Raw genomic sequence first — 15,989 nt, 5'->3', positions numbered from 1 at the left:
GTCGTTGTGTGTGCTGTCGTGGGCGTCCTCGATTGTGGTTTGCCGTCCGCGCCCCCGCTGGCCGACCTCGAGGCCGTGGACGACCGGCACGGCCGAGAGCTCGTCCAAGGTGGCTTGCACCATTGGTCCTTCCTGGACGGGGCTCCGTGGAGGTGTCCACGGTCTGCCAGATCGATTCGGCCGCGGTTCCCGCGGAGGGAGCCACCCACCACATCACCATGCGCTACCCGGAGGAGTCAGAGGGGACGCGGTCGCGCTAGTCCACTCCTCCGGCAAGAGGGTTGCTTCCGGCCTCCGTCCGTGAGGGGTGACGGGCGAGCCGTGTGTTCTGGCGCCGTCGCGACGCGTTCGTGTGCACCCCTTTACTCGATCTGACAAAACATGCATATAGTGTCAGCATGTCAGTCTCCGTCGAGAGCAAGCGACTTCTGATCGCCCGTGCCGCCCTGGGTGTCTTTGTGAGATACGGCTACCGCCGCACCTCCATGGACCTCCTCGCCCAAGCAGCCCGCATGTCCCGGCCCGCCGTCTACCAGCACTTCAAGAACAAGCAGGAGATCTTCCTCGCCGCAGCGACCCTCGTCACCGAGCAGATCACCACTGCGGCGCGCGAAGCAGGCGCGGGAGACCAACCCGCCGCGGAGCGGATCTACCGCGTCCTGGCCGTGAAGCTGAACGCGTTCTCCGACGCCGCCCCGGCCGAGTTCCACGCCGACCTGTTCACCGAGGCCGCAGACATCGCCCCTGACCTCGTGCAGTGCTTCGAAGAGGACTACCGGAATGTCATCGAGGCCGCCCTGATCGACTGCGCCGAACTCGACCTGCTCGAAACCGTGCTGCCCGCCCGCGACTGCGCCGCACTCCTGCTCGACGCTCTCAAGGGCATCACCCAGACCCAGCACGACGTACAGGCCAAGCGCACCCGTCTCCTCCAGCTGGCCGAGCTCACCGTCCGCGGCCTCACCGGCACGTCCCAGGAGTCCTCCGCATGTTGACCTCAGTCCTGAGTTTCCTCGCCGGGGTTTTGGCCGCCAACGCCACGCCGCACTTCGTCAAGGGCATCACCAAGGAGCGCTTTCCCACTCCGTTCGGCGACGGCCCCTTGATCAACCTGGTGGCCGGGTGGGGCATGTACGTCCTCACCGCCCTGCTGGCCGCCACCGCCGACATGACCGAACGCCCCCTGCTCGCCTTCACCGCCGCAGCCCTCGGTGTACTCGCCATGGGCGTCTTCCATGCCACCATCGGCGCTTTCGGTAAGGGGCGGGCACCCGCGTAGAACGCATCGATATCCCGGGGAGCGATTTCCGGTCGCGGGGGCATGGTCGTGCGCGGACGGCAATCTGTACTCGGTGTACGCCTCGCCCGGGCTCAAGGTCCCCGCCTGCTTCCGGACTACTGCCCGGCGGCTTGACGCCATGGTCGCAGCGCCAGTTCCGTCGCCTGCCGCAGCCGCGCCCGCAGCTGGTCGGCGTCCGTGCCCTCGGTGTCGTTCTCGTCCATGAGCGCGTCGAGTGCGCCACTCACCGCTCCGGTCAGCCCCCCGGCGAGCGCCGCCGCAGTCACCCGGTCCAGTTCGTCGGGGAAGGCTGTGTGCAGTTCGCGGGCGATCTCCCGCTGGGCCGCGAGCTGGACCTGCAGCGCCTTGCCGCGTACCGCGGGGACGGTGTGGAACAGCCGCATCCGCACGTTGGCCATCGGGCTCACCATGTCGGAGTCGCTCTCGGCGATGCTGTCCAGCGCCCGCAAGAGCACGTCCACGGGGCCCTCGGCGGGGTCGCGGTCGGTGATCGCCGCGATCGTGGACCGCGCACGTGCGTCGCTGTCGGGGAAAAGGATGTCTTCCTTGCCGGCGAAGTACCCGAAGAAGGTCCGGGTGCCGATCTCCGCCGCCGCGGCGATCTCGGCGACGGTCGTCTCGTCGTACCCCTGGCGCTCGAACAGCTCCGCGGCCGCGTCGATCAGCGCCCGGCGCGTGCGCGCCCGCTTCCGTTCCCGCAGGGAGGGCTCCGGAGTGACGGTTTCATGTCTGGCCATGACGTAGAGATTAGTGCATTGACGGCTAAGTTGCACTCGATGCAGACTTGCACCAGATGCAGAGTTGTTGCTGGGTTGCAGAGGAGATCGCTATGGATGTTCACGCCAAGACCGTTCTTGTCACGGGTGCCACCGGGAATCAGGGTGGCGCGACCGTCCGTCACCTACTTGCTGCGGGCTGGCGGGTCCGTGCCCTCGTCCGGGACGACCGCGCCCCGGCGGCCGCAGCGCTCGCCGCTGCCAGGGCCGAGCTCGTCCGCGGCGACCTGGACGACCGCGCCTCCCTCGATGTGGCGGTCCGCGGCGCGTACGGCGTCTACAGCGTCCAGTCGGCCAACGACAACGAGATCACTCAGGGCAGGAACGTCGCGGACGCCGCTACGGCCGCGGGCGTGCGGCACTTGGTGTACTCGTCGGTCGGCGGCGTCGAAAGCCAGAACCGGTTCTACGTGGAGCAGGGCTGGGGACCCATCGACAAATGGCAGATCGAGGAGCACATTCGCGACCTGGGCGTGCCGATGACGATCCTGCGCCCGGCCGGGTTCATGGAGGACTTCACCAGCCCGGCGCGGTTCTTCCGGAACGGTTCGCTCGACGTGCCGTGGCGCGATGAACTGGTCATGCAGCTCATTGCCATCGACGACATCGGTGTGTTCGCCGCGCTGGCTTTCGCGGAACCAGACGCCTACCTGGGCAAGGCCATGGAGATCACCGGCGACAGGCTGACGGCCCCGCAGATCGCCGACGCGCTGAGCACGGCGGCCAACCGCCCGATTCCGCACACCCGGGTTCCACTGAAGATCCTCTGGGAGCACCAGCCCGAGGCGGCAAAGGTCTTCACCTGGGCGAACGAGACCTACTACGACACCGACCTCGTACCGCTGCGCGCGGCCCACGCCGACCTGATGGACTTCAGCAGCTGGTTGGAACGATCGGGCAAGGAGCGCCTGTTGACACAACTGGACCCCCTGCCGGTGTGACCGGTCACCCGCTCCCGTCGGAGAGCTTCCGTGGTCAGCCGGCGTAGACGCGCTGACAGATGTGTTCGGCCACCATGATGACGGTGGCCTTGGTGGTGGAAGAGGGGACCTCGGGGATGATCGACGCGTCGGCGACCCGCAGCTCGCTGACGCCCTTGACGGCGCCGACGGAATCGACGACGGCCCAGGGATCGCCGGGGCCGCCCATCGGCACCGTGGAGGTGGAGCGGCCGTAGACGGCGGGATCCGCGGAGATGGTCCGGGACAGGATGTCGTGTAGAGGCATCCCCGCCGTGTCGGTCCTCAAGGTCCCCGTGACCGCGCTACCGGTCCCGGCCGCCCCTCAGCTCAGGCGGGCTCGCAGGAGGCAGAATTCGTTGCCCGCCGTGGCACACAGGGGTGAACGGCTTCTTGTCAGCCGAACACCTTGAACTCGTATCAGCCGAAGACCTTGAACTCGTAGACGCGGGTGGCGGGGTCGGTCGTCTGGGTGGGAGTGGTGACGTTCAGCCGGACATAGCGGGCAGAGGTGCCGGTGAGAGTGTGTGTGGTGACGCCGGCGGTGTTGGCGGTGGCCTGGGCGACGGTGGTCCAGGTGCTTGCGTTGGTGGAGACCTGCACGGTGTACGCCCGGGTGTTGTAGGACGCGGCCTCACCGCCCGCGCCGGCGTGGTCGATCTCAAGGCCGGTGAGGGAGTGGGCGGAGCCGAGGTCGACTGTGAGCTGCGACGGGGAGGTGAGGGAGCAGAACTTGTCGCTGTTCCCGCCGCTCACCGTGCCGTTGACGGCCTTGGCGGCGGTCTCGTTGCTGTTGCAGGAGGTGCTGCCGGTGGCGCTCTTGCCGAGAGCGAGGTTGGTGGGGCCGGTGCCACCGCCCATCGCGGCGCTCACCGACGCGGCCCACTGCCAGGGTGCGCTGGTGCCGCCGGGCAGGGAGTTGAAGTACTCCCAGCCGGAGACGCCGCCGAAGGCGGGGTACCTGGCGGTGAGCGTGGCGAGGGTGCTGTTCAGAACGCTGGGATCGACGTAACCGCTGCCGCAGTTGGCCGGATTGGTGAGGGTGCCCGCGACGACCCGGTCCGCGGGGATCACGCCGCGGTTGATGATTGCGTCGTAGCCGCTGGTGGAGCTCAGCGAGCCCCAGCCGCAGTAGAACTGCGCGTTGAACCAGGCGATGGAGCTTGCGCGGTCGCGATAGAGCTGGTCGTAGCTGAAGCCGGAGAGGTTGCCGCCCCCGCTCAGCGCGGTGGCGACGGGGGCCAGGGTCACGATGAAGCCGGCGCCGAAGTCGGTGTGGAGCTGGTCGATGAGCCGCTCCACGCCGGCCAGGGACATGGACTCCTCGACGTCCAGGTCCAGGCCGTCGAGGTGGTAGGTGGACACCACATTCTTCAACAGCGGGTAGTAGGTGGTGAAGTTGGTGTCCAGGCGCTGAAAGCTGCCCTGGGCGGCCCCGCCGACCATGCCGATCGCGTGCACGCCCTTCGCCTGCATCGCGGCGACGTCCGTCCACATCTGGTTGAACATCGCGTTGCCGGGCGGGTTGTCGTTCAGATGGACCGACAGGTCGCTGTTGAGATGGATGGCGCCGATCAGCAGGTCGGTGACGCCGGTGTTGTTGTTGGTCAGGCCCAACGGGGAGACGTAGGACCCGTTGGAGTACTGCGTCTGGTAATAGACCACGACCCGCTTGCTGCTTGCCGCAGCCGCGGGTGTCCCGGTGCCGAACAGGACGGTCGCGGCTGCGACCAGTCCGGCCACCATGTGGACGAGTGTTCTCCTGACAGTCATGCCTTGGCCTCCTTGGCCCCGCGGGCGGGGGGCGGTCGCGGTGACGACCACAGCAGCCCCAGCCCCGATGACAATGTTGTCATGGACACTCCGACGTTGTCAGAGGTCATCCGGCTGGTCGATTCGTCTACGTGTTTCAGGGGGCGGGGGTACTCCCGTACTGCCGCCGTGTGTTGAACCTGTGAAGCCGGTTGTCGGAGCCGTCCTGTCGCGGCAGCCCCCCAATAGCTCGCGCTTCACAGGAAGTTGCCAGGTCGAGCGGAAGAGAAGTCGCTTGGTCCAGACCTATTGCGGACTCTGCGCTTCCGCAGTTCAATCCCCCACAGACCACAAACCGCATGCAGTAGTGCTCGGCGTGGTGTGCGCCTGGACGGGCCCGCACCCTCCCCACCGCAAGCCTGCGCAACAGAGCGGAAATCTTTGCACGAACTTTCGGGCCCTTGCGCCCGAGTGCGGGTCAGGGACGCTGAGTTCAGCTGTTGAACATCGGAGTCGACCATGGGTGTGTCACGTCGTACGTTCCTGGCCACGGCAGTCGGCGGTTCGGCCGCCGCGGGGCTGTCCGTGCTCGGCCTGGCCCCGGCCGCGTCGGCGGCGAGCCCGCCGGGCGACGTGGTGGGAAAGGTCACGGTCGGCTACCAGGGCTGGTTCGCGTGCATCGGGGACGGTGCGCCGATCAACGCCTGGTGGCACTGGGCCCCCAACTCCGGTCAGGCGCCGTCCCCTTCTAACAACGGCATCAAGTGCTGGCCGGACGTGCGCGAGTACACCAGGACGTACCAGACCGGTTTCGCCGCGCTGGGCAACGGCGGCCCCGCGACGCTCTTCTCGTCGTACGACCAGCAGACGGTGAACACACACTTCCTGTGGATGCAGCAGAACGGCATCGACACCGCGGCCCTGCAGCGGTTCAACCCCAACGGAGCCGAGGGCCCGACCCGCGACGCGATGGCCACCAAGGTGCGCAGCGCCGCGGAGGCGTACGGCCGGAAGTTCTACATCATGTACGACGTCACCGGCTGGACGAACATGCAGTCCGAGATCAAGACGGACTGGACCAACAAGATGAAGGCGCACACGGCGTCTTCGGCATACGCCGTCCAGAACGGCAAGCCGGTCGTCTGCATATGGGGCTTCGGCTTCAACGACAGCAACCACCCGGCCACCGCGGCCGCGGCCCTGGACGTGATCAACTGGTTCAAGGCACAGGGGTGTTACGTGATCGGCGGCGTGCCGACCTGGTGGCGGACCGGCACCAGCGACTCCAGAGCCGGGTTCCTCGACACCTACCACGCCTTCAACATGATCTCCCCGTGGATGGTCGGCCGGATCGGCAACGTCGGCGACGCCGACAACTTCTACAACGTGGCCACCGTGCCCGACCTCGCCGACTGCGCCGCGCGCGGCATCGACTACCAGCCGTGCGTCCTGCCCGGCGACGTTTCGGCACGGCAGCGGGCGCACGGCGACTTCATGTGGCGGCAGTTCTACAACATGGTCCGCGCCGGGGTTCAGGGCATCTACATCTCGATGTACGACGAGTACAACGAGGGCAACCAGATCGCCAAGACCGCCGAATCCCAGGCCTGGACACCGAGCAACGGCGGCATGCTGGCCCTGGACGAGGACGGCACCGCCTGCTCCTCGGACTACTATCTGCGGCTCACCGGTGACGGCGGGAGGATGCTCAAGGGCCAGATCGCCCTCACCGCCACCCGTCCCACCCAGCCCATGGTCTCCGGCACCCCGCCGGGTGTCGGCTCGGTGATCTCGCTGAAGGCGCTGGCCAACAACCTCTACGTCTGCGCGGACAACACCGGGACGTCCCCGCTGATCGCCAACCGTACGAGCGCGGGCGCATGGGAGCAGTTCACCCTCGTCGACGCGGGCAACGGCAACGTCGCCCTGCTCGCCCACGCCAACAACCAGTACGTCTGCGCGGACAACACCGGGACGTCCCCACTCATCGCCAATCGCACGGGCGTGGGCACGTGGGAAAGCTTCCAGCTGATCAGGAACGCCGGCGGCACGGTCAGCCTCAAGGCGCTGGCCAACAGTCTCTACGTCTCCGCGGACAACACCGGGACGTCCCCACTCATCGCCAACCGTACGGCCATCGGCACCTGGGAGCAGTTCACGATGACCACCGCGTAGTCCTCCCCGGGGCAGGGCGCTCCGGAACCGGTGACGGCGTCCCGGTGGGACCGCCGGTACGCGGAACGGCGCCACCGGTTCCGGAGGGTCGGGTGGCCCATCGCGGGTCCATGGATGGGCAGTTGGGTTCAGCAGACGGCGAGGCGTGCGACCAGGGAGTCGTTGATCTCGCCGGCTCGGATGGCCGTGGTGGACAGAGGGCGAGGTCAGTCCGTGGGTGTGCTCGGTGCCGCCTTGGAGGTAGATGCCGGCGGTGACCTCCGGCGCGACCTCGACACGGTGGTCGCGGCCGACCCGGACGGCGTCGCCGTCGTCGTCGCGCAGGCAGTACTTGGCGGATTCGCCCAGCAGGGTGCCGATGTCCTGGGGGCGGTATCCGGTGGCGTGGAAGAGGAGGTCTGCCTCCGGGATCTGCCGCTCGCCGGTCGGCAGGAACTCCACCGTGACGTCGAAGCGGTTGTCCAGGACGCTCACGTCCCGGATGCGGGAGACGTTGAGGAAGCGCAGCCGCTCGTGGTCCTGCACCTTCTCGCGGTAGGCCGTCGCGTACAGGGCTTCGATGAGATCCATGTCGACGACCGAGTAGTTGGTGGAGCGGTGGTAGTCGACGAGTGACTGCTTCACCTCGGACGGATCCCGGAAGGAGACGTCGACGGCCTCGGGGTCCAAGATCCGGTTGGCGAAGGGGCTGTCGGCGGCCGGTGTGTAGCCGTACCTGGCGAACACCGCGCAGATCTCGGCCTCGGGGAAGGCGCGGTGCGGGTAGCCGACCGCTTCGGCGGCGCTCTGGCCCGCGCCGAGGATTACGGCCCTGCGCAAGGGGGCGCCCGAGGCCTGGAGTTCGGCGGTGCCGAGCGGCAACGCGTCGGCGACCTCGTCGTCGGACGCGGCGGCCATCGCGCCTTCGGCGCCTTCGATGGCGCCGATGTTCTCCCCGAGCGTGCCGTCGAAGAGGGCGGCGTCGTGCGCGGCGACCAGTACGGCCGTCCGCAGCTCCGCCGGGTCCAGGTCCGGCAGGGGTACGCCGTCCAACTCGACGACTCCCGAAGCCGGGTCCTCGGTACGGCCGAGGCAGCGCAACAGGCCCCGGCGGCGGCTGGATCAGTGCTGGCGACCCCGAGGAGCTCGCCGGGTGCCACCGTCAGGTCGATCTCGCGCAGCTCGCCCAGGCTGACCCCGCGCAGCCGCCGGCCCCCGAGCACCGGGTCCGAAAGACGCCGGTCGCCGGAAGTGACGTCGGGCGGGGTGCCGAGCATCTCGGCGATGCGCGCGGCCGAGGCCCGGCCCTGTGCGAACTCGGCGTTCACCCAGGCGAGTACCTCCAGCGGCCCGAGCAGGAACAGCGCAAGGCCGACCGCCGACACCAGCTGACCCAGCGTGATGACGTCCTGCAGGGCCAGTCGTCCGCCCGCCAGGGCCACCAGCGCGATGAAGCCGCCGGTCAGCGCGAGCACGACCCCGCTCTGCCAGGCCTCGGCGCGGGCGGCGCACAGCGTGGCGGCCAGCGAGTCGCGGCTGGTGCGCCGGTAGCGGTCCACGGCCCGTGGCCTGGGCGCCGATGCCCGTGAGTGCCCGGAGCCCGGCCACCAGATCGGCCGCGACGCCGGAGGCATGGGCGGCCCGCTCCTGCTCGGCCTCGCTGCACCGTTCCAGGGGCTTGCTGAGTAGATGCTCCAGTCAGAGCAGCACGGGCGTGCCCAGCAGCACCACCAGACCGAGCGGCACCGAGACCACCAGCAGGGGGACGGCGCCGACCGCCAGCCCGACGAAGGCCGAAATCCCGAGCATCACGGCCATGTTGACCGCACCGACCCGTTTGGCGTCCTCGGTGGCGATGTCCGCCGGCGCACCCGCCAGCCGCCCGTTCTCCGCGCCGCCCCGGGGATCGAGTACGCGCCGCACAAGCTCGACTCGCAGTCGGTGCGCCGCCATTTCGGCCGCGCGCTCTCCGGCGCGTGCCCCGAAGCGGAAGCTGAAGGACAGTCCGACATACACGACGGCGAGCACGACGAGCCGGCGCACCAGTGCGTTGGTGTCCCCCTCGGCCACGGCCTGGTCGATCACCAGGCCGATCAGTACCGGAACCAGGGCCTCCCCGAGCTGGTGACCGGCCCCCAGCAGGGCCCCGACGGCGACGTCCCGCCGCTGCCCCCGGACGGCTCCCGCCAGGACATCCCGCCCTCGCGGTTCCCCTGGCCCCATCGGCCCACTCTCCGGAACCAGCCACCATGAATTTAAGTAAGGCCGGGAGTGTTGTGGTCGAGGTTACGAGGGCGAGCCCGGGGCCGACCGCGCGGCTGCCGGGCCCCGGTCGGGCCTGCCGTCGGAGGGCGAGTCGTGTCCCCGGTCGGTACTGTCGGAGGTGATCGCCGCTCGCTCTCCGTGTCCGGCTCCCGGACCGGGACGGCCGAGCGGAGGGAGGCGGACTGCCGTGACCGTGATCTCCGTGAAGTCCACGCCGGTGGGCGACGGACTCGTGCTCCCCTACGCCGAGGCCGGCTACCCCGATGGCACGCCGGTGGTCTTCGTGCACGGGCTCTCCGATTCCTGGTGGTCCTTCGAACCCCTCCTGCGGCGTCTCCCGGCCTCCCTGCACGGCTACGCGCCCACCCAGCGCGGTCACGGCGACGCCGACCGTCCCCCCGACGGCTACACGCCGGAGGACTTCGCCGCCGACCTCGTGGCCTTCCTCGACGCCGTCGGAATCGACCGCGCCCTTCTCGTCGGATCCTCCAGCGGTGGCGTGCAGGCCCGGATCGTCGCGGGCAGCCACCCCGACCGCATCGAGGGACTGGTCCTGCTCGGCGTCCCCGCCACCCTTGCCGATAAGCCGGTGGCGCTGAGGGCGCAGGAAGCCCTGGCCGGCTTCTCCGACCCCGTTCCCCGCCAGTTCGTCGAGGACCTCATGGCCGCCACGGTGGCCGACGGGGTCGCCAGGGGACTCGTCGAGACCATGATCGAGGAGAGCCTGAAGGTCCCGGCCCGCGTCTGGCAGGAGACCCTCCGCGGCCTGCTGGAGGCCGATCTCTCCGCGACCCTCGCCGGCATCCTGGTACCGACCCTCGTCATCTGGGGCGACCGGGACGAAATCCTCCCGCGCGGCGACCAGCAGATCATCCTGGACGCCATCTTCGGAGCACGCCTCCTTGTCTACGAGGGTGCGGGCCACGTCGTCCACTGGGAACAGCCCGAGCGGGTCGTCGCCGACCTTGCCGATTTCGCCGCTCGTATCGCCCGTCCCGGCCCCGCTCCATTTCCGAATTCAGGGAATTAACGTTCCAGATTCGACTGATCGCCCGGAGTCACCCAATGGGAGAATGGGTTTTGGTGGCCTCGTGCGGGGAATCGGAATTTCAGTGCTTCGGACAGGAGGCACGTCCGTGGGTGCCGGTGAGCCAGGCCGCGGGTGGTTTCCCTTCCGGCCGGTAATGCGCGCCCTCCCACGGTGACTGTCCACTCAGCACCCCATGAGGGAGTTGTGAGCGCCATGCCCGTTGTCCCGGTCAGCACGAAGCACCATCCCCATGATGACGCCCCCGACACCGCCGCGGCCTTCGCCCGGCTCTCCGCTCTGCCCGACGGGCCCGAGCGGCAGGCACTGCGCGACGAACTCGTCGAATCCTGGCTGCCCATGGCGCGGCGCGTCGCGAGCCGGTTCCGAGGCAGGGGCGAGAACGTCGAAGACCTGAACCAGGTGGCGGCCCTGGGACTGGTCAAGGCGGTCGACCGCTACGACCCGGCACTGGGCAACGCCTTCGAGAGCTACGCCGTGCCGACCATCACAGGCGAGATCAAACGGCACTTCCGTGACCACATGTGGGTCCTGCACGTGCCCCGCCGCGTCCAGGATCTGCGCAACCGGGTGCGGGCCGCCCTCAAGGACCTGGTGCAGACGATCCCCGGCCGACGGCCCACCGTCACGGATATCGCGGAATACACGCACCTGAGCGAGGACGAGGTACGCACCGGCCTGGAGGCCCTCGACTGCTTCGCCGCGCTCTCGCTGGACGCCGAACTGCCGGGCAGCGAGGACGGATACGACCTCGCCGACACCCTCGGCGAGCCCGACGCCGGCTTCGACCTGGTCATCGACCGCGAGGCCGTGAAACCCGTGCTGCGCACACTCCCCGAACGCGACCGGACCATCCTCTACCTGCGCTTCTTCGGCGGGATGACGCAACTCGGCATCGCGCAGGAACTCGGCATCTCGCAGATGCACGTGTCCAGGTTGCTCAGCGGTTGCTGCGCCACACTGCGCGAGCAGGTGGGGACCGACGCGGCCCAAGCGCCGTCGCACGAGGGCGGCCGGGCGAATACGCCAGGCCGCCCCTGAACACTGCGGTCACGCCGCTGTCGTCACCGCCGCCACCGCGGGCGTCCGCAGGGTACGCCGGGCCGTGAACAGACTGGTCCCCAGTGTGACCGCCGCCGCGATCGCGACGATGGTGAGCCAGATACCGAGGCCCTGGTCCGGCCAGGCCGCGTCCGTGCGGACCATGGTGAAGGGGAGAAGCCCGGCGAGCCCGGCCACGGTGCCGAGGACGACACCGGTCACCGTCACGAGCGTGCCCTCCACCCCGAGCATTCCGAGCACCTGGCCCGGCGTCGCACCGGCCAGCCGCTGCTGGCCGAACTCCCGGCTGCGGTAGGTCGTCGCCGCGTACAGGGAATTGATCAGCATGATGCAGGAGAAGACCACGATGATGCCGACGACCACGAGGTTCAGGGTTTCGAGATTCTTCGCGTCGATGGTCTTCGGAATGCCCGAGGCCTTGATCGCGTCGCTTTCGACCGCCTGCATATAGAGGGTTGCCGTCGCCATACCGGTGAAGAGGATCAGCGGCATCAGGACCCCGGACAGCTCGGCGGCCCGGCGCCGCATGTTCCGTACGGCCAGATAGCCGCTCGGGCTCGTCAGTGCGAGCCGGTCGAGCAGGCCTTTCAGCAACTGCGGTGAGAGCAGCGCGAACCCCACGGACAACAGGATCGCCCCGTACGCGGGCGCAGCCATCAGCGCGGCGTCCGTCGAGGAGAACCCGAAGGTGGACAGGACCGCGAGGCCACCGACGGTCAATGCGGCGTAAGCGAAGAACCTCCTTACGCCGCCCCGGGGTTGACGCCGGTGCGTCGCCCGCCGCACCGCGAGGAACGCAGCGCCCGCCGCAGCGAGCACCGTGATCCAGATGCCCGACATCAGCGCGACGGGACCGAAGGCGTAGTCCACCGACCGGGCTACCTGGCCGCTGTCGTGGAACACGTCCAGCAGGGCCGTCCCGCCGAGCATCGCCGGACCGATCGCCAGCACCGCGCCCACCAGCGCGACCAGCACCGACTCGCCGACCACCATCCGCTTGATCTGCGCGGGAGTCGCCCCCGAGCAGCGCAACAGCTCGATCTCATCGGCGCGTTGACGGACATTGACCGTCAGCGTGGAGGCGACCGCGAAGAACACCAGCAGGGAGCCGTAACCGCCGACGACGCTCGCCGCCGTGGTCAGCGACTCCGCGCTCACGGAGTCGACGCCCGGCTGCCCCGCCGTGTCGTGCATCGCGTTGAAGGTCATGATGATCGCCGCGCCGAGGAAGGCGGACAGCAGCGTCGAGGTGAAGCGCCCGGGGCGCTGCCGAATGGAACGCAAGGCCAGAGCGAACATGGCTCACACCCCCACCGTGGTGTCGTCACCCAGGTGCGCAAGACGCTCCGCCACGGCGTCGGCCGTCGGCGCGTGCATCCCGCCCGCCAGCCGACCGTCCGCGAGAAACACCACGTCGTCGGCGTACGACGCGGCGACCGGGTCGTGCGTCACCATGACGACGGTCCTGCCGTGCACCCGTACCGCCTCCTGAAGCAGCCGCAGCACATCCCGCGCACTGCGCGTGTCCAGCGCCCCGGTCGGCTCGTCCGCGAAGATCACCCGCGGCTCGGTGACCAGCGCACGGGCGATCGCGACGCGCTGCCGCTGACCTCCGGATAGCTGGTCGGGCAGGTGGCCGAGCCGGTCGCCGAGACCGACAGCCGTCAGCGTCTCCTGGGTCCGCTTGCGGTCGACGCGCCGCCGGGCCAGCTTGAGCGGCAGCACCGTGTTCTGGGCGACGGTCAGCGTCGGCAGCAGGTTGTACTGCTGGAAGACGAACCCGATCCGCCTGCGCCGGAACCTCGTCAGCTCCGCCTCGCTGCCGCCCGTCATCTCCGCGCCGTCGACCATCACGATCCCGGAGTCGGCCCGGTCGAGCCCGGCCGCGCACTGCAACAGCGTGGACTTGCCCGACCCCGACGGCCCCATGACCGCGGTGAAGGTACCCCGGGCCAGCGTGAGCGTCACCCCGTCCAGCGCGGTCACGGCATTCTCCTCGGCCCCGTAGGTCTTGGTGACCTTGACCAGCCGCAGAGCCTCCGGGGCGGGTCCCGAGTCGTTCGTACGTCGCGCGGTGCTGCGAAACATCGTCATCACCCTCCGTGCGGCACACCCTGTGCCTCGCCCATGACGCTACGGAGAGCCGGGCCGGACCACATTGGGCGCAGAACCCGTATGCCGGGGTGTACCCAGCGACACCCCGTACGGGTCACCACAACGCGCCGACCCCCTTGCGGGACAGGTGCAATGGACAGGTGACCGCGCCCCCGGACGACTGCCTCGCGCGCAACGAGTGGATCTGCGGTGAGTATCTGAGCACCCGCCGACAGATCCTCATCGACGCCGTGGTCCAGCACCTCCAGCTGACCTCGCTCGCGGTGCTCATCGCCGTCGTCGTCGCCGTACCGCTCGCCGTCCTCGCCCGCCGCTGGGGCTGGGCGGCGGGTCCTGTCCTCGCCGTGACGACGATCCTGTACACGATTCCGTCACTGGCGATGTTCTCGCTGCTCCTGCCCGTGTACGGACTCTCGGCGGCGCTCGTCGTCGCGGGCCTCGTCCTCTACTCGCTGACCCTGCTCGTACGGAACATCCTCGCGGGCCTGCGCGCGGTACCCGAGGACACCCGGCAGGCCGCGCGCGGCATGGGGTACGGCCCGATCCGGCTGCTGCTCACCGTGGAACTGCCCCTCGCCCTGCCCGCCGCCATGGCCGGCCTGCGGATCGCCATGGTCTCGGCGGTGTCGCTGGTGACGGTCGGGGCGATCGTCGGCTTCGGCGGGCTCGGCAACCTCATCTACGCGGGCATGAACACCTACTTCAAGGCCCAGGTGCTGACCGCGTCCGTGCTGTGCGTCGTCATCGCGGTCCTCGCCGACCTCCTGCTCCTCGGCGTGCAGTGGCTGATCACCCCCTGGGTAAGGGCGGCTCGCGGATGAACACACTGACGGACGCCTGGGACTGGCTCACCGACTCCGCGCACTGGGCGGGCGCCGACGGCATCTGGCACCGGCTCGGCCAGCACCTCGTGCTGACCGTCGTCTGCCTGGTCATCAGCTGTCTCATCGCCCTGCCCGTCGCCCTCGTCCTCGGCCACCTAGGCAAGGGCGGGGCGCTCGCCGTCAACATCTCCAACGTCGGCCGTGCCGTCCCCACCTTCGCCGTGCTGGTGCTCCTGCTCCTCACCCCGGTCGGGAACTGGGGCGAGGGCCCCACCGTCGTCGCCCTCGTCCTGTTCGCCGTACCGCCCCTGCTCACCAACGCGTACGTGGGGATGCGGGAGGTCGACCGCAGCGTGGTGCGGTCCGCGCGCGGGATGGGGATGACCGGGCGGCAGATGCTGTTCCGCGTGGAACTGCCCCTCGCCCTCCCGATGGTCATGAACGGGGTCCGGATCGCCGCGGTGCAACTCGTCGCGACCGCCACCATTGCCGCACTCGCGGGCGGCGGCGGGCTCGGCCGGATCATCACCGCCGGCTTCAACCTGGCGAGTACGCCGCAGGTCGTTGCCGGTGCCGTCCTGGTCGCCGTGTTCGCGCTGATCGTCGAGGGGATCTTCGAGATCGCCGAACGGTTGGCACCGAGTTGGGCGAGGGGTTCACGATGAGACGGCGCCTGGCACTTCTGACGCTGGTCGTGCTGACCGGCTGCACCACCGGCCCGTCCCTGGAGAACCAGGGCGCGGTCACCGCCCCGCCCGGCGACAGCAAACACCTGACCATCGGCTCGGCCGGATTCACCGAGAGCGACCTGCTCGCCCAGATGTACGCGCTGCTCCTGAACCAGGCCGGCTACAAGACCTCGATGCTCACCGTCGCCAACCGCGAACTGTACGAACCCGCCCTGGAATCGGGCCAGATCGACGTCGTCCCCGAATACGCGGCCACCTTCGCCGACTGGCTGAACGCCAAGACCAACGGCACCGACGCACCGCCCGTCGGCTCGCCCGACCTCGACGTCACCATGACCGCCCTGCGCAAGCTGGCCACGCCACGCGGTCTCACCGTCCTCGACGCGGGCAAGGCCGTCGACCAGAACGCCTTCGCCGTCACCGAGGAGTACGCCGCTCAGCACCACCTCAAGACGCTCAGCGACCTGGGGAAGTCCGGCCTGAAGGTGCGGCTGGCCGCGGGCGACGAGTGCGTGCAACGGCCCTACTGCGAACCGGGGTTGAAGAAGACCTACGGCATCGACATCACCGCCGTCGACCCGAAGGGCGTCGGCACCACACAGGCCAAACTGGCCGTGCAGAACGGCCAGGACCAGATGGTGCTCACCACCACGACGGACGCCACCCTTGGCGACTTCGGGCTCGTCCTCCTCGCCGACGACAAACACCTCCAGAACGCCGACTACATCGTCCCCGTCGTCAACCGCTCCCGCGCCGGCAGCGAGGGCGTCACCAAGGCACTCGGCACGCTCAACGACGTACTCACCACTGCTGACTTGGCGTCCATGAATGAAGAGGTGGACAGCTGGAGACGGCTTCCCGAGGACGTGGCGCGGACCTATCTGAAGGAGAAGGGCCTGCTGAAGTGACGGGTTTGTGACGTCGGTTGGCGGACCGGTGCGGTGGTGGGGACGTCGTCCGCGGAGTTGATGAGGTTCGGGGTGTGGCCGAGTCCGAGTCGGCATCCGCGGGGGGACATGCGGTACGCGGGCATGTCCCACCGCGG

The 15,989-nt window shown here is 69.1% G+C and carries 14 protein-coding genes and 2 pseudogenes; 9 read left to right on the top strand and 7 right to left on the bottom strand.

Annotation, left to right across the window (positions count from 1 at the left end; all coding sequences use genetic code 11):
- Positions 1 to 398: 398 nt before the first annotated feature.
- Positions 399 to 995 (top strand): TetR/AcrR family transcriptional regulator, encoded by a 597-nt coding sequence (locus ACFWP7_RS18145; protein WP_384382526.1) that lies wholly within the window; start codon positions 399 to 401, stop codon positions 993 to 995.
- A complete protein-coding gene (locus ACFWP7_RS18140) occupies positions 989 to 1,279 on the top strand; it encodes a hypothetical protein (RefSeq protein WP_384382525.1) in 291 nt (96 codons plus the stop codon). Before ACFWP7_RS18145 ends, ACFWP7_RS18140 begins: the two co-directional genes overlap by 7 nt.
- A 116-nt stretch (positions 1,280 to 1,395) precedes the next feature.
- Here ACFWP7_RS18140 and ACFWP7_RS18135 read toward each other — a convergent pair whose 3' ends face one another.
- Entirely contained in the window at positions 1,396 to 2,037 is a 642-nt protein-coding gene (locus tag ACFWP7_RS18135) for a TetR/AcrR family transcriptional regulator (protein WP_384382524.1), read from the bottom strand.
- Positions 2,038 to 2,129: 92 nt separating this feature from the next.
- On the opposite strand from ACFWP7_RS18135, the gene ACFWP7_RS18130 reads away from it, so the two are divergent.
- Positions 2,130 to 3,017, top strand: coding sequence for an NmrA/HSCARG family protein (locus ACFWP7_RS18130; protein WP_384382523.1), 888 nt, complete (start codon positions 2,130 to 2,132; stop codon positions 3,015 to 3,017).
- Positions 3,018 to 3,051: 34 nt separating this feature from the next.
- Here ACFWP7_RS18130 and ACFWP7_RS18125 read toward each other — a convergent pair whose 3' ends face one another.
- Together ACFWP7_RS18125 and ACFWP7_RS18120 are read right to left on the bottom strand one after the other, a co-directional pair.
- Positions 3,052 to 3,303: a GMC oxidoreductase gene (locus tag ACFWP7_RS18125; protein WP_384382522.1), complete on the bottom strand. Its 252-nt coding sequence runs from the start codon at positions 3,301 to 3,303 to the stop codon at positions 3,052 to 3,054.
- A 152-nt stretch (positions 3,304 to 3,455) separates the two neighbouring features.
- Positions 3,456 to 4,808: a discoidin domain-containing protein gene (locus ACFWP7_RS18120; RefSeq protein ID WP_384382521.1), complete on the bottom strand. Its 1,353-nt coding sequence runs from the start codon at positions 4,806 to 4,808 to the stop codon at positions 3,456 to 3,458.
- A gap of 498 nt (positions 4,809 to 5,306) precedes the next feature.
- Between ACFWP7_RS18120 and ACFWP7_RS18115 the strand changes: the two genes are divergently transcribed.
- Positions 5,307 to 6,962 carry a xylosidase gene (locus tag ACFWP7_RS18115; RefSeq protein ID WP_384382520.1) on the top strand — a complete coding sequence of 552 codons (1,656 nt, stop codon included), beginning with the start codon at positions 5,307 to 5,309 and terminating at the stop codon, positions 6,960 to 6,962.
- 128 nt (positions 6,963 to 7,090) lie between these two features.
- Here the strand turns inward: ACFWP7_RS18115 and ACFWP7_RS18110 are convergent.
- Positions 7,091 to 7,805 (bottom strand): annotated as a pseudogene (locus ACFWP7_RS18110) (SidA/IucD/PvdA family monooxygenase); the annotation flags it as partial.
- Positions 7,806 to 9,164: pseudogene (locus ACFWP7_RS18105) on the bottom strand (ABC transporter transmembrane domain-containing protein); the annotation flags it as partial.
- A 229-nt stretch (positions 9,165 to 9,393) separates the two neighbouring features.
- Between ACFWP7_RS18105 and ACFWP7_RS18100 the strand changes: the two are divergent.
- Together ACFWP7_RS18100 and ACFWP7_RS18095 are read left to right on the top strand one after the other, a co-directional pair.
- Positions 9,394 to 10,236, top strand: a complete 843-nt coding sequence (locus ACFWP7_RS18100; RefSeq protein WP_384382519.1) for an alpha/beta fold hydrolase — start codon at positions 9,394 to 9,396, stop codon at positions 10,234 to 10,236.
- 213 nt (positions 10,237 to 10,449) lie between these two features.
- Entirely contained in the window at positions 10,450 to 11,295 is an 846-nt protein-coding gene (locus tag ACFWP7_RS18095; RefSeq protein ID WP_384382518.1) for an RNA polymerase sigma factor SigF, read from the top strand.
- A gap of 9 nt (positions 11,296 to 11,304) precedes the next feature.
- Here ACFWP7_RS18095 and ACFWP7_RS18090 read toward each other — a convergent pair whose 3' ends face one another.
- Together ACFWP7_RS18090 and ACFWP7_RS18085 are read right to left on the bottom strand one after the other, a co-directional pair.
- Complete coding sequence (locus ACFWP7_RS18090) at positions 11,305 to 12,615, bottom strand: FtsX-like permease family protein (protein WP_384382517.1); 1,311 nt, start codon at positions 12,613 to 12,615, stop codon at positions 11,305 to 11,307.
- 3 nt (positions 12,616 to 12,618) lie between these two features.
- Positions 12,619 to 13,410 carry an ABC transporter ATP-binding protein gene (locus ACFWP7_RS18085; RefSeq protein WP_384382516.1) on the bottom strand — a complete coding sequence of 264 codons (792 nt, stop codon included), beginning with the start codon at positions 13,408 to 13,410 and terminating at the stop codon, positions 12,619 to 12,621.
- Positions 13,411 to 13,571: 161 nt separating this feature from the next.
- Here ACFWP7_RS18085 and ACFWP7_RS18080 point away from each other — a divergent pair, with 161 nt between their 5' ends.
- From ACFWP7_RS18080 to ACFWP7_RS18070, 3 genes are read left to right on the top strand one after another with little or no spacing between them, the layout of a single operon-like run.
- The gene (locus ACFWP7_RS18080; protein WP_384382515.1) at positions 13,572 to 14,252 is read left to right on the top strand and encodes an ABC transporter permease; all 681 of its coding nucleotides are present in this window, start codon (positions 13,572 to 13,574) and stop codon (positions 14,250 to 14,252) included.
- On the top strand, positions 14,249 to 14,920 hold the full coding sequence (locus tag ACFWP7_RS18075) for an ABC transporter permease (protein WP_384382514.1): 672 nt from the start codon (positions 14,249 to 14,251) through the stop codon (positions 14,918 to 14,920). Before ACFWP7_RS18080 ends, ACFWP7_RS18075 begins: the two co-directional genes overlap by 4 nt.
- The gene (locus ACFWP7_RS18070; RefSeq protein WP_384382513.1) at positions 14,917 to 15,852 is read left to right on the top strand and encodes an ABC transporter substrate-binding protein; all 936 of its coding nucleotides are present in this window, start codon (positions 14,917 to 14,919) and stop codon (positions 15,850 to 15,852) included. Before ACFWP7_RS18075 ends, ACFWP7_RS18070 begins: the two co-directional genes overlap by 4 nt.
- Positions 15,853 to 15,989 lie beyond the last annotated feature (137 nt).

The sequence above is a fragment of the Streptomyces sp. NPDC058470 genome (assembly GCF_042721055.1).
Taxonomy (GTDB): Bacteria; Actinomycetota; Actinomycetes; order Streptomycetales; family Streptomycetaceae; genus Streptomyces.
The sequence above is the reverse complement of the archived record's forward strand: the minus strand, read 5'-3'. Positions and strand labels throughout refer to the sequence as shown.

Bases quoted from the DNA above. Each gene is read 5' to 3' on its own strand.
- ACFWP7_RS18145 (WP_384382526.1), top strand. From the start codon at position 399: ATGTCAGTCTCCGTCGAGAGCAAGCGACTTCTGATCGCCCGTGCCGCC.
- ACFWP7_RS18140 (WP_384382525.1), top strand. From the start codon at position 989: ATGTTGACCTCAGTCCTGAGTTTCCTCGCCGGGGTTTTGGCCGCCAAC.
- ACFWP7_RS18135 (WP_384382524.1), bottom strand. From the start codon at position 2,037: ATGGCCAGACATGAAACCGTCACTCCGGAGCCCTCCCTGCGGGAACGG.
- ACFWP7_RS18130 (WP_384382523.1), top strand. From the start codon at position 2,130: ATGGATGTTCACGCCAAGACCGTTCTTGTCACGGGTGCCACCGGGAAT.
- ACFWP7_RS18125 (WP_384382522.1), bottom strand. From the start codon at position 3,303: ATGCCTCTACACGACATCCTGTCCCGGACCATCTCCGCGGATCCCGCC.
- ACFWP7_RS18120 (WP_384382521.1), bottom strand. From the start codon at position 4,808: ATGACTGTCAGGAGAACACTCGTCCACATGGTGGCCGGACTGGTCGCA.
- ACFWP7_RS18115 (WP_384382520.1), top strand. From the start codon at position 5,307: ATGGGTGTGTCACGTCGTACGTTCCTGGCCACGGCAGTCGGCGGTTCG.
- ACFWP7_RS18095 (WP_384382518.1), top strand. From the start codon at position 10,450: ATGCCCGTTGTCCCGGTCAGCACGAAGCACCATCCCCATGATGACGCC.
- ACFWP7_RS18090 (WP_384382517.1), bottom strand. From the start codon at position 12,615: ATGTTCGCTCTGGCCTTGCGTTCCATTCGGCAGCGCCCCGGGCGCTTC.
- ACFWP7_RS18085 (WP_384382516.1), bottom strand. From the start codon at position 13,410: ATGACGATGTTTCGCAGCACCGCGCGACGTACGAACGACTCGGGACCC.
- ACFWP7_RS18075 (WP_384382514.1), top strand. From the start codon at position 14,249: ATGAACACACTGACGGACGCCTGGGACTGGCTCACCGACTCCGCGCAC.
- ACFWP7_RS18070 (WP_384382513.1), top strand. From the start codon at position 14,917: ATGAGACGGCGCCTGGCACTTCTGACGCTGGTCGTGCTGACCGGCTGC.